10 protein-coding genes are annotated in these 12666 nt (G+C 67.2%); 6 read left to right on the top strand and 4 right to left on the bottom strand.

All coding sequences use genetic code 11. The annotated features are described in order from the left end of the window. Window positions 1-56 precede the first annotated feature (56 nt). The 3 genes from galE to msrA all read left to right on the top strand — a co-directional run bounded on the left by galE (window position 57) and on the right by msrA (window position 3328). Window positions 57-1055 (top strand): UDP-glucose 4-epimerase GalE, encoded by a 999-nt coding sequence (gene galE / locus BLS81_RS05145; RefSeq protein WP_093221866.1) that lies wholly within the window; start codon window positions 57-59, stop codon window positions 1053-1055. A 130-nt stretch (window positions 1056-1185) separates the two neighbouring features. Beyond that, the gene (locus BLS81_RS05140; protein ID WP_093221447.1) at window positions 1186-2583 is read left to right on the top strand and encodes a M20/M25/M40 family metallo-hydrolase; all 1398 of its coding nucleotides are present in this window, start codon (window positions 1186-1188) and stop codon (window positions 2581-2583) included. Between the two features lie 64 nt (window positions 2584-2647). Next, window positions 2648-3328, top strand: coding sequence for a peptide-methionine (S)-S-oxide reductase MsrA (msrA, locus tag BLS81_RS05135; RefSeq protein WP_371128240.1), 681 nt, complete (start codon window positions 2648-2650; stop codon window positions 3326-3328). A gap of 39 nt (window positions 3329-3367) precedes the next feature. Here the strand turns inward: msrA and BLS81_RS05130 are convergent, their stop codons facing one another. Then, window positions 3368-3847 (bottom strand): hypothetical protein, encoded by a 480-nt coding sequence (locus BLS81_RS05130; RefSeq protein ID WP_093221445.1) that lies wholly within the window; start codon window positions 3845-3847, stop codon window positions 3368-3370. A 123-nt stretch (window positions 3848-3970) separates the two neighbouring features. Here BLS81_RS05130 and BLS81_RS21030 point away from each other — a divergent pair, with 123 nt between their 5' ends. Together BLS81_RS21030 and ung are read left to right on the top strand one after the other, a co-directional pair. Further along, a complete protein-coding gene (locus BLS81_RS21030; protein ID WP_176787036.1) occupies window positions 3971-4294 on the top strand; it encodes a hypothetical protein in 324 nt (107 codons plus the stop codon). 50 nt (window positions 4295-4344) lie between these two features. After that, a complete protein-coding gene (gene ung / locus BLS81_RS05120; protein WP_093221440.1) occupies window positions 4345-5046 on the top strand; it encodes a uracil-DNA glycosylase in 702 nt (233 codons plus the stop codon). Between the two features lie 95 nt (window positions 5047-5141). Here ung and BLS81_RS05115 read toward each other — a convergent pair whose 3' ends face one another. Further along, the gene (locus BLS81_RS05115) at window positions 5142-5840 is read right to left on the bottom strand and encodes a pirin family protein (protein WP_093221438.1); all 699 of its coding nucleotides are present in this window, start codon (window positions 5838-5840) and stop codon (window positions 5142-5144) included. 103 nt (window positions 5841-5943) lie between these two features. On the opposite strand from BLS81_RS05115, the gene BLS81_RS05110 reads away from it, so the two are divergent. Continuing rightward, complete coding sequence (locus BLS81_RS05110) at window positions 5944-6855, top strand: LysR family transcriptional regulator (protein WP_093221435.1); 912 nt, start codon at window positions 5944-5946, stop codon at window positions 6853-6855. Between the two features lie 213 nt (window positions 6856-7068). On the opposite strand, the gene BLS81_RS05105 is transcribed toward BLS81_RS05110, so the two are convergent. Both BLS81_RS05105 and BLS81_RS05100 read right to left on the bottom strand, forming a co-directional pair. Beyond that, window positions 7069-9447 carry a TonB-dependent receptor gene (locus BLS81_RS05105; RefSeq protein WP_093221433.1) on the bottom strand — a complete coding sequence of 793 codons (2379 nt, stop codon included), beginning with the start codon at window positions 9445-9447 and terminating at the stop codon, window positions 7069-7071. A 152-nt stretch (window positions 9448-9599) separates the two neighbouring features. After that, window positions 9600-12596 (bottom strand): TonB-dependent receptor, encoded by a 2997-nt coding sequence (locus BLS81_RS05100; protein ID WP_093221430.1) that lies wholly within the window; start codon window positions 12594-12596, stop codon window positions 9600-9602. Window positions 12597-12666 lie beyond the last annotated feature (70 nt).

The raw sequence follows: 12666 nt of genomic DNA, 5'->3' as shown, positions 1-12666 counted from the left end.
GGCGCAATCTCCGGTGGTAGGCGGAGATGGGTGCGATGCAGCATGGGGATGATTCGATGATCGACGGTGCGGTGCTGGTGACGGGCGGGGCGGGCTATATCGGCAGCCATGCGGTGCTGGCCTTGCTCGATGCGGGCTACCGCGTTGTGGTGGTCGACAATCTCGTGACCGGTTTCGCCTGGGCGGTCGATCCGCGCGCGATGCTGGTCGAGGCGAGCATCGAGGACGACGAGGCGGTGCGTGCCGCAATCCGCGACCACGGCGTGAAGGCGATCATGCATTTCGCGGGATCGGTGGTGGTGCCCGAATCGGTGAGCGATCCGCTCAAATATTATCGCAACAACACCGTCGCGACGCGTGCGCTGCTCGAAAGCGCGGTGGTGTGCGGGGTGCCGCACTTCATCTTCTCCTCGACCGCCGCGACCTATGGCACGCCGGCGAGGATTCCGGTGGTCGAGACCGACCCGACCGTGCCGATCAACCCCTATGGCATGTCCAAGCTGATGAGCGAGGCGATGCTGCGTGATGTCGCGGCGGCGCACCCGATCAACTATTGCGCGCTGCGCTATTTCAACGTGGCGGGCGCCGATCCGCAGGGCCGCTCCGGCCAATCGACGGCGGGGGCGACGCATCTCATCAAGGTCGCGGTCGAGGCGGCGACGGGCAAGCGCGCGAGCGTCGGCGTGTTCGGCACCGATTTCGACACGCCCGACGGCACCGGCGTGCGCGACTATATCCATGTCAGCGATCTCGCGGCGGCGCATGTCGCGGCGCTCGACCTGCTCACCGCCGACCCCGCCAAGAGCCACACGCTCAACTGCGGCTATGGGCGCGGCTTCTCGGTGCTGGAAGTGCTCGATGCAGTGGATCGTGTCACCAACGTGCATATCGAGCGCAAGATCGAAGGCCGCCGCGCGGGCGATCCGGCGGCGTTGGTCGCCGACAACACCGCGATCCTCAAGGCGCTCGACTGGCGGCCGCAGCGCGACGACCTGGACCTGATCGTCCGCGACGCGCTGGCGTGGGAGCGGGTGCTCGCCGAGCGCGACGCGTAAGAGCCGCCACGCCACCCCGGACGTGTTCCGGGGTCCGCCGAGCCGCCAGATCGCCGGCTGCGCGGTTTCGCTCGACTTTTCCGCCTCCCGCACGCTAGCCTTTGTCTTTGTACGAAAAGGGGCGGGGCGGATGCGAAGGATGGCGATGGCGCTCGGGGTGGGCGCGGCGATGCTGTCGGCCGCCGCCTCGGCGCAGACCCGGCCCGACCAAAAGGCGTTCTTCACGCTGTACAAGGAGCTGGTGGAGACCGACACCACGCTCTCTACCGGGAGCTGCACCGACGCCGCCGCCAAGATCGCGGCGCGGCTCGAGGATGCGGGGTATCCGGCGCGCGACATCACGCTGTTTTCCGTGCCCGACCATCCGCGCGAGGGCGGCATGGTCGCGATCCTGCCCGGCAGCGACCCGTCGGTGAAGCCGATCCTGCTGCTCGCGCATCTCGACGTGGTCGAGGCCAAGCGCGAGGACTGGAAGCGCGATCCGTTCACGCTGGTTGAGGAGGGCGGCTATTATTATGCGCGCGGCGCCGCCGACGACAAATCGATGGCGGCGATCTGGGCCGACAGCCTGATTCGCTTCCGCCAATTGGGCCATCGCCCGAGGCGCACGATCAAGCTCGCGCTGACCTGTGGCGAGGAGACGACCTACGCCTTCAACGGCGCGGCATGGCTGGCCAAGACCAAGCCCGACCTCATCGCCGCCGAGTTCGCGCTCAATGAAGGCGGCGGCGGGCGGTACGGCGTGAACGGCAAGCCCGAGGTGCTCGCGATCCAGGTCGGCGAAAAGGCCGCGCAGAATTACACCTTCGCGGCCACCAACCCGGGCGGCCACAGTTCGCAACCCACTTCGGACAACGCGATCTACCAACTCGCCGACGCGCTGAAGGCGGTGCAGGGCTATACCTTCCCGGTCCGCTTCACCGACACCACGCACGCCTTCTTCACCGCGATGGCGAAGACCACGCCCGCGCCGGTCGCCGATGCGATCCGGCGGTTGCTCGCCAACCCCGACGAGGCCGAAGCGTCGGCGCTGCTCGCCCGCGACAAGACCTTCAATTCCACGCTGCGCACCACCTGCGTCGCGACCCTGCTGTCGGCGGGACATGCCGAAAACGCGCTGCCCCAGCACGCCAGCGCCAACATCAACTGCCGTATCTTCCCAGGCGAAACCGTCGAGGGCACGCTCACCAAGCTGAGGGAACTGGCCGGGCCGAACGTGACCGTCTCCGCCAACGCGCCGATCCGCCCGACCGCGATCCCACCCGCGCTCGACCCACGCATTCTCGAACCGGCCAAGGCGGTGGCCGAGCGCTATTTCCCCGGCGTGCCGATGCTGCCGCTGATGTCGACCGGCGCGACCGACGGCATCTTCCTCGAGGCGATCGGCATTCCGGTCTATGGCGCGCCGGGGCTGTTCTTCGATGCCGACGGCAACGGCATTCACGGGCTGAACGAGCGGATCGGCGTCAAATCGCTCTACGAGGGGCGCGACTATCTCTACGATCTCGTCAGCGCCTATGCCGGCTAGCGATGTTTAGCGCGGGTTCAGCCGCGGGGGTGTAATTCCGCGGGACGCCACCGATATCGGCGGCATGGAGACCTTGGCGATGAAAACCGTGCTGGCAGGATTGAGCGTGGCGGGCGTGGCGCTGTTCGCGCTCTCGGGCGGGGCGGTGGGCGCCGAGCGCGCGGTGCCGATCCCGGCGGCGCTGCATGACGTGCCCGGAACCGGCGGCACGCAGGTCGCGGTGCTGGCGGGCGGTTGCTTCTGGGGCATGGAAGCGGTGTTCGAGCATGTGAAGGGCGTGAAATCGGTGACGGCGGGCTATGCCGGCGGCACCGCGCGCACCGCCACCTACGATCAGGTGAGCAGCGAGACGACCGGCCATGCCGAGGCGATCCGCATCGTCTATGATCCCGCCAAGGTGAGCTACGCCACCTTGCTGCGCGTCTATTTCTCGGTCGCCCACGATCCGACGACGCTCAACCGGCAGATGCCCGACAGCGGCACCAGCTACCGCTCCGCGATCTTCCCGCAGACCCCGGCGCAGCGCACGGTCGCGGCCGATTACATTGCCCAACTCGGCCAGGCGCATGTGTTCAAGGCGCCGATCGTGACCAAGCTGGAGAGCGGCGGCTTCTTCCCGGCCGAAGACTATCACCAGCATTTCTACGACCGGAATCCGAACCACCCCTATATCGTGCGGTGGGACAAGCCGAAGGTGGCGGCGTTCAAGGCCGGCTTCCCCACGCTCGCGACCAGGGCGGCGTGAGCGTGGCCGCGCCCGCTCTTCGAGCGCGGCGGTGGCGGGTCAGGCCGGTCGGCGCAGCGTCATCCATGCGGCGGCGGCGACCGCGACCAGCACGACGGCTTGCGACACCAGCACCGCCGGCTCCGCGCCGGTCGGCGCGAGCGCGTGCAGCGCCGGGATCTTCTGATAGCTTTGCACCACCAGCACCACCATGTTGAGCCACTGCGCGATCAGCGCCGTGGCGAGATACACGCGCCGCCAGGGCCCGCCGAGCTTCGCGCCGTAGAGGGCGTAGAGCGCGACCGCGAGCAGCACCAGCGAGACCGCGCCGAAGATGTGCGGCGGCCCGATCGGCTTGGGTGGGAACAGGAAGCCGGTCACGCTCGTCAGGATCGTGAAGACGAGGAAGACCGCGTTGGTGGTGCCCAGCCACCGCCCACGCGACAAAGCGATGAAGAAGAGGAGACCCGCGCCGATCGCGACGAGGCTGATCGCGGTGTGGAGCAGCGTGAAAGCATGTACCGAAAGCCCGAGAACCATCTGCGTTCCTTCCGATCGTCTTTCGCGATCATGCGACGGCGCGGCACGAAAAGCGAGTCCGTTTTGGGGCCGTAACGATGTTCCGGGCGACGCGTTGGATCGCAACGTTTCGTTTACCATGTCGTGGCACAGGCATTCCCGGGTCAGTTCGGTGAAAGGTCTCAGGTGTCGCACAAATTGGCGTTTTGCGCGGGTTTCCTCGTCACGGTCGCGTTGGCGACGCCGTATCTCGGTGCCATGGTCGATCGGCCTGCGGCGACCGCGCCGGTCGTGACGACGGCGGCGCCGGCACCGATGTTCGCTCCCGCCCCGGCACGCCCCGTGCCCGCCCCGGCGCCCGCCGCGCTGGTCGTCGGCCCGTCCGCGCCGGACACGGTCTATGGCGACGCCAAGATCGCCGATTTCGATCCCGAGCATCCGCCCCCGCGGATGGGCGAGCCGGGCTGACGCTTCCGCGTTGACAGGCGTGGCACCGATCCGGCACGCGTCCGGGCGTGATGAGCGACCGCATCAACCTCCATCCCGAATGGCGCGTCGCGCTGCAAGCAGAGTTCGACAGCCCCTATATGGCCGACCTCAAGGCGTTTCTCGTCGCGGAGAAGGCGGCGGGCACGCAGGTCTTCCCCAAGGGCGGCGAATGGTTCCGCGCGCTCGACCTGACCGTGCCCTCGGCGGTGCGCGTCGTCATCCTCGGGCAAGACCCTTATCATGGCGCGGGGCAGGCGCATGGCCTGTGTTTCTCGGTCAACCCCGGCGTGCGGACGCCGCCGAGCCTCGTCAACATCTATAAGGAAATGCACGCAGATCTCGGCATCGCGCCGGCGCGGCACGGCTTCCTCGAACATTGGGCGAAGCAGGGGGTGCTGCTGCTCAATTCGGTGCTGACGGTGCGGATGGGTGCCGCCGCCTCGCACCAGGGGCGCGGCTGGGAGCGTTTCACCGACGCGGTGGTCCGCACCGTGGCGGCCTCGCCCGAGCCGATCGTGTTCCTGCTGTGGGGCGCCTATGCGCAGAAGAAGGCCGCGTTCATCGCCGACGTCACGCGCGGCGGGCGGCATCTGGTGCTGAAGTCCGCGCATCCCTCGCCGCTGTCGGCGCACAACGGATTCTTCGGGAGCCGGCCGTTCTCCAAGGCCAATGCATTCCTGCGCGAACATGGCCGCGAGCCGATCGACTGGGCTTTGCCGGCGATACCCTAGCGGATGATCTATCCTCCGCTCGGGATGAACGGAGTGAATGCGGAACGGGGTTGGTGCTGGAAGGGCGCGGCATGTGCGCCGCGCCCTTCTTCGTTTCAGGCGGCGTCGACGAGGACGATCTCGGCTTCGTCGTTGGCGGTGATGCGAAGCAACGTCTCGCCGGTGATGGCGGCGCCGTCACGCGCGTCGAGCTTGACACCGTTGATCTCGACCGAACCCTTGGCGAGCACCAGATAGGCGTGGCGGCTGGCGTCGATCGGATATTCGGTGGTCTCGCCGGCCTTCAGCGTGGCACCGGAGATGCGCGCATCGGTGCGGATCGGCAGCGCATCGGCATCCTCGGCGAAGCCGCTGGCGAGCGTGACGAAATGGCCCGAGCGTTCGCCCTTGGGGAAGGGCTTCGCACCCCATGACGGCTTTTCACCGCGCGTCTTCGGCTCGATCCAGATCTGGAAGATCCGGGTGATGCCCGGCTCCTTGTTATACTCGGAATGGCGCACGCCCGAGCCGGCGCTCATCACCTGCACGTCGCCGGCTTCGGTGCGGCCGATGTTGCCGAGGCTGTCCTGGTGCGTGATCGCGCCTTCGCGGACATAGGTGATGATCTCCATGTCGGCGTGCGGGTGCGGCGGGAAGCCGGTGCCCGGTGCGATCGTGTCGTCGTTCCAGACGCGGATATCGCCCCAGCCCATCTTGGCGGGATCGTAATAGCCGGCGAACGAGAAGTGATGTTTGGCGTCGAGCCAGCCGTGGTTGGCGCCGCCGAGTTGATTGAAGGGCCTACGGTCGATCATCTGACAAACTCCTGTGAGAGCGACTGCCGCTCCGTGTGACCGCAACGTGCGGTCGATCGTGGCTTGACGAAAGAGAAACAATGGCATTGTATCATTGCCAGAAATGACACGTAGGCTCCCCGACCTCGAAGCCTGGGCGATCTTCGCCAAGGTAGCCGAATGCGGCTCGTTCGCGGGCGCGGCGCAGGCGCTCGGGCTTTCCAACCCGACCGTGTCGAAGGCGGTCGCGCGGCTGGAGGCGCGGCTGGGCGTCGCGCTGATCGCGCGCACGTCGCGGCGGCTGTCGCTGACCGAGGGCGGGCGCGCCGCGCTGCCGCGCGCGATGCGGTTGCTCGCCGAGGGGGAGGCGGCGGAGGACGAAGCGGCCGAGCAGTCCGCGCGCCCACGCGGAACGGTGCGGATGAGCGCGCCGCTGTCGTTCGGGATCGGCTATCTGGCGGACGCGCTGCCGCCGTTCCTCGATCTGTATCCCGAGATCACGCTCGATCTGGCGCTCAGCGACCGGCGGGTCGATCTCGTTGCCGACGGGTTCGATCTCGCGCTGCGGATCGCGCGGCTGGAGGATTCGTCGCTGCTCGCGCGGCGGCTGTGCGCGGTGCGGATCCTGCTGGTCGCCTCCCCCGGCTATCTCGACGCGCGCGGGCGGCCGACTCACCCGGCGCAACTCGCCGGGCATAGCGCGCTCGCTTATACCGGGGGCGGCCCGCGCGGCGTGTGGCGCTTCACCCACCCGCACTTCGGCGAGGAGATCGTCGAGCCGCCGGTGCGGATCTGGACCGACAATGCCGATATGCTCGGCCCGGCGCTGCTCGCCGGGCAGGGGCTGGCGCTCCAGCCCGAGTTTCTGGTGTGGCGCGCGCTACGCGCGGGAACGCTGGAGGTGGCCATGCCAGAGTGGTCGGTGCCGCCGCTCGCGCTGCACCTGCTGATGCCACCCTCGCCGCTCAGGCCGCTGCGCGTGCAGGCGCTGATCGATTATCTGGCGAAGGCGCTGGCGACGCCGCCTTGGGGCTGACCCGCGCCGTGCCGCGAACGCGCGCGGGTGTCTCGACTACGCTCGACACGAACGGTTAGTGGGGGCGTCGTGTGCGTTCGGCGACTGACGAGAGCGGTTGCGAGCGTTTTTGCGCCCGACCTCCAACCGTTCGCCCCGAGCGAAGTCGAGGGGCACACCGCGCGCAGGGTGTCTCGTATATGCTCGACACGAACGGGTCGGGCGGGGCGCCCGCTACTGCCGCGCGCGGAACGTCACGCCGATCGTGCGCGGGTCGCTCGGGGTGGCGAGGATCAGGCCGGAATTGCCGGCCTGGATCGTCACGTTCTGGAGGTAGTTCGCGTCGAACAGGTTGCGCGCGAACACGTCGATTTCCCAGCCCGCGTTGTTGCGGTAGCCGAGGCTGGCGTTGACGAGCGTATAGCCGTTGATGCGCGTATAGGCGGAGTCGGTCGGGTCGCCATATTGGCTGGTGCGCGACATCGAATCGGCGTGCAGGATGACCGCGCCGCGCAGCGCCGGGACCGGCAACGTGTAGTCGCCGCCGGCCGATACGGTCCATTTCGGCAGGCTCGACAGCGGCTTGCCCGAGAGGTTGCAGACGGTGGTGCTGCTGCTGATCGCCTCGATCGGGCAGGGAGCGTTGGGATAGGATGTGTAGTCGCCGGCCGCATAGGCGACCGCGCCGCGCAGCGACAACGCCGGGATTGGCGTGGCGACGGCATCGGCCTCGAACCCCTTCACCGTCACCTTTGGGATGTTGGCGAGATAGGTGCGCAAAGCGGCGGCAGCGCCGGTATCGGTGACGTTCGCCTGGAAATCGGTGACACGCGTGTAGTAGCCGTCGATGTTGAAGGTCAGCCGGCGGTCGAACAGCCGCGTCTTGAGGCCGATTTCATAGGCGGTGTTGGTCTCCGGCCGCACCACCGCCTTGGACAGAGCGGGCTGGTTGGTATTGTCGAGCGGCAGGCCCGACATATTGATCCCGCCCGATTTGGCGCCGCGCGCGAAGCTGACATAGCCGAGCACGCCGGGGGTAAAATCATAGGCGACGTTGGCGCGCCCGGTGAGGCTGCCGTCGTTGACCTTGGCATCGTAAACCTGCCCACGCAGGACCGAGAGCTGGCTGTTGATCTGCGCCTGAGTGAGGCCGGTCGGGCCGCCGAAGGTGAAGGTGTTATAGCTGCCGGTCTTGGTCTCATAGGTGTAGCGCAGGCCGCCGGTCAGCGTCAGCCCGGCGAGCGGGCGCCAGTTGACCTCGCCGAACGCGGCATAGCTGTTCGACTGGAAATCGGTGCGCCCGTCCGAACCATAGCCGTCGAGCAAATTGCCCGGCAGCGCGGCCGAGGGGCTGCCGAGCAGCCAATAGGTCGCGAGCGGGCCATAGATCGAGATCGGCCGACCGATCACGCGCTGGCGGAAGAAATATAGCCCCCCGACATAGCTCAGCGCGTGATCGCCGTTCGAGGCGATGCGCAGTTCCTGGCTGTACTGGTCCTGCCGGGAGGGAATGTGCTGGCTCGTCTGGATCGGGATGCCGGTATAGTCGCGGTCGTTGGCGGCATCCCAGTTCCAGAACCGCCACGCGCTGACCGAGGTGAGCGTGGCCGGCCCGAGGTTCCAGTCGGCCACCGCCGACACACCGCCCTCGTTGGTGTTGGTGCCGACCGCCGCGTCGATATCGGTGAGGCGATCATAGGGATTGCGGCTGGCGGGCGTGTACGCGCCGCCCGGCACGTTGGCGGCGAGCGCCGCATATTGCCGCGCGGCGGCCTTGAGCGTGGGCGCGACGCGCAGATAGACTTGCGTGCAGCAATCGCTTTCGAAAGTGCTGAAATCGGCGGTGAGGCGGAGCCGGAACGTGTCGTTGGGCTTGATGAGGAGTTGCCCGCGCACCGCCTGATTGCCGATCGTGTTGAGATCGGCGCCGGTGCGAAGGTCGTGGATCACGCCGTCGCGGCGCGTCACCACCGCCGAGATGCGCCCCGCCACGGTATCGCCGATCAGCGCGCCCGAGGCGGCGGCCTTCGCCTGCACGAAATTGCGGCTGCCGATCGAGACTTCCTCCTCGGCCTCGGGTTCGAACGTGGGCTCTCGCGTGGTGATACTGATCGCGCCGGCCGTGCTGTTCTTCCCGAACAACGTGCCCTGCGGGCCGCGCAGCACCTCGACATGGTCGATATCGCTGAAATCGAACGCGGCGGTGGCGGGGCGGGCGTGATAGACCTGATCGACATAATAGCCGACCCCGGGCTCCAGCCCGTCATTGGCCTGGCTGACCGCGACCACGCTCGAGCCGAGCCCGCGGATCGTGAAGGCGGTGTTGCGCGGATTGGCCGAGCTGTAGTTGAGCGCGGGCACGAGCACCGACAGCCCTTGCGTGTTGATCGTGTACGACCGATCGAGCAGCGCGCCCGACACCACCGAGAGCGATCCGGGGATGGTCTGCGGGTCTTCGGGCCGGCGGCGCGCGGTGACGAGGATGTCGGTGCTGGTATCGGGCTGAGCGATGGCGTCAGGCGTCGGCGCGTCGCCGGGCGCGGCGGCGTGTGCAGCGGGTGGCGTGGACGCGAGGATAGCCGCCGCGGTCGCGGCGATGGCGCGGATTTTCATGGTAGCCCCTTTGTCCGCTCGGGCGCTGGTGCGCTTACGGGTGTCGGGGCCTTATTATATACGGTGGAATATAGTGCAAGGGCGTGCGGACCGGGATCGCACGCGCAAAAAGCCCACCCGGCGGAATGCCGGGCGGGCAGGTGGGGTAAGGCTTAGAATTCGGCGCTGACGCCGAACGTGAAGGTGCGGCCGGCGGTGGTGTAGACTTCGGGCCGGTCGTAATCGACGCTGGCGAACTGGCGGATCGCGGTGTTGGTGAGGTTGATGCCCTCGGCGATCAGGCGGACGCCCTTGCGCACGTTGACGTGCGCTTGGAAGTCGATGTTGTTGGTGCCCTTGATGGCGTCGCCGGCATTGTCATAGGCGTTGCTGGCGCCGATCAGATACTGGCTGCGATAGGCGTCCGACACGCGCACGCCCCATACCGCGTTTTCGTAATAGAGCGTCGCGTTGGCCGCCCATTTCGACAGATTGTAGAGCGGCAGGCGGCGCGGCACGCCGCTGTAGAACACCGTCTGGTGCCCGTCGAACCACGTCCCGTTCGCCACCACGCCGAGATGCCTGAGCGCGCCCGGCAGGAAGGTGAAGTCGTGCTGGAACGCCGCCTCGATCCCCTTGATGTCGGCGCCGGGTCCGTTGATCGGCTGGCTGACGTCGAACTGGGTGTTGGCGTCCTGCCCCTGGATCAGCAGCGACAGCGGCAGGCCGGTCTGGCCGTAGGGGATCTGCTGGGTCGACGAGACGATGAAGCTGTCCATCTTCTTGTAGAACGCACCGAGCGAAGCGAAGCCGGTACGGTCCATATACCATTCGATCGATCCTTCGACCGAGGTCGCCTTGTATGGCTTCAGGTACGGGTTGCCGAGGCTGAGCGAGCCGCCGTTGGGGCGGGTCGTGATCGAGCCAGCCGCCGCGAGATCGCCGAGGCCGGGGCGGTTGACGTTGCGGCTGGCGCTCACGCGCACGACCACGTCCTTGGCCACGTCGAGCGCGACGTTGGCGGCGGGGAGGAAGCCGTGGCTGTTGGTGCCGACCGCGACCGGCACGAACTGCGTCACTCCGGCGATCACCTGCGAGAGATGGCCGGACGAGATCAGGTCGGTCGAATAATAGCGCACGCCCGCGTTCGCGCGCAGCCGCATTCCGGCGACGAGCGTATCGAGATCGAACTGCGCGAAGCCAGCCCAGGTCTTTTCATCGACGCGGTAGTCGCTGCCGGTTTGGAGGAACGAGGCGTCGAGGTTCCGGCGGTCGCCGATATAGCCGTACACGCCATCGACATTGCCGACGATATATTGGGTGAGCGTATCGACGCCGACGGTCTGCTTGAGGTTGTTGGGGATGGCGACGTCGGCGGGGACGTTGTGGAACACCTTGTTGACCCAGGTGTAGCCGCTGTTGATGAAGTGCTTGAACTCGCCGCCCGCCTTGAAGGTCAGCGCGTCGGTGAGCTTATAGGCACCGTCGAGCTTGGCGTTGGCATATTGGTTGGTGATCTTGTTCTCCTGAACGTCGAGGCGCTGAAGCGCCCAGTTGTTCGGATCGGTAATGTCCTTGCCATAGGTGTTGACCGGGATCGTCGGCTTCATGTCGAAGCTGAACGGTGTGTTCTTCAACTCCATGAACACCTTGTCGAACACCGGCTGGCCGAAATCCGATTCCTCATAGCCGCCGAGCGCGTGGAGCGTCAGCCGGTCGCCGACCTTCCACTCGGCATTGGCGACGCCCTGGTAGAAATCGGTGTGGTTCTCGACGATGTGATGCTCGCTGCGCAGATCGATGCCGGTGAAGCTCGCCGCGCGCAGCGTGTTGGTGCCGTCGATCTCGGCGCTCTGGATCACCTGGCCGCCGGTGATCGAGGTGCCGGTCAGCGCGTTGGTGCCGGCGGTGGCGAGCGCGTAATCGTCGCGGTGATCCCACAGCCGGCCGTACAGGCCATCGATGTCGAGCTTGAAATTGGTGCCGGGGTGATATTGCAGCGACGAGGTGACGCCGAGCCGCTTACGATCGGTGTACCAGCTCGATGGCGATTGCGCGGTCGCTTGCCATACGCCGTTCAGCAGCTTCTGGCGGGTCGCCGCGTCGATGTTCGGGCCGATGTTGGCGGCGCCGTATTTGGTGAGGCCCCAGCCCCAGTTGCGATAGCCGAACTCGTTGTTCTTGATTTCGCTATAGGCGACCGAGACGAGCGCGCCGAAGTCGCCGTGGCGGGTCGAGGCGAGCGCCACCACGCGCGGGGTGATGCCGCTGGTGTTGTCGTTGGTCTGGCCCTTGGCGGAGACGACGAATTTGGTGCCGGCATAATCGAACGGCCGCGCGCTGGAGAGCTGAACGGTGCCGGCGATGCCGCCTTCGTCCTGTTCGGCCGAGAACGACTTTTGCACCGCCACGCGGTTGAACAGTTCCGAGGCGAACAGGCTGTAGTCGAACGCGCGCGAGCGCGTCACGCCGCCGCGATTGTCCATACCCGAGGCGGTGTTGCCGAGCACTTCCATGCCGTTGAGCTGGGTGCGCGTGAAATCGGCGCCGAGACCGCGCAGCGCGATCTGGCGGCCCTCGCCGCTGTCACGGGTGATGGTGATGCCGGGGATGCGCTGGAGCGATTCGGCGAGGTTCAGGTCGGGAAAGGCGGCGATATCGGTGGCGAGGATGTCTTCCTCCGCGCCGACCGCGCGGCGCTTCAGATCCTGCGCCGCCTCGAGGCTGTGGCGATAGCCCGAGACGATGATGTCGCGCTGGGGCACGCTGTCATCCTCGGCGGGCGCGGCGGCCGGGGCCGGCGTGGTCGCTACGGGCGTGAGGTGGGCGGCCGGCGTGACCGTGCCGGTGCCGGGAGTGAGCACCGCCACGCCGCCGCGGATCGTCGCGGTGAGGTTGGTGCCGCGCAGCAGCGCGTCGAGCGCCTGGCGAACGGTCATGTCGCCGCGCACTCCCGCGGTGTGGCGGCCGTTGACGGCGTTGGGCGCAACGACGACCTGAACGCCCGTGGCCTTCGAAAATTGCGAAATCGCGCTGCGCAGATCGGACGCGCCGATCTCGAAGCGCATTGGGCGGGCCGTGCTGGTATCGACCGGCCGCGCCTCGGCCAGAGCCGGCGCGGCGAGTGCCGCCGCCAAGACGATCAACGATGTTCCCTTTATGCGTTTCATCAAATTCCTCCGCTCGGACGCATCTGCGCCTCGAACGGAAGACGGCGGTTGGCCCCACTCAGGACAAAAG

Source organism: Sphingomonas sp. NFR15, from assembly GCF_900103265.1.
GTDB classification, from domain to species: domain Bacteria; phylum Pseudomonadota; class Alphaproteobacteria; order Sphingomonadales; family Sphingomonadaceae; genus Sphingomonas; species Sphingomonas pollutisoli.
The sequence above is the reverse complement of the archived record's forward strand: the minus strand, read 5'-3'. Positions and strand labels throughout refer to the sequence as shown.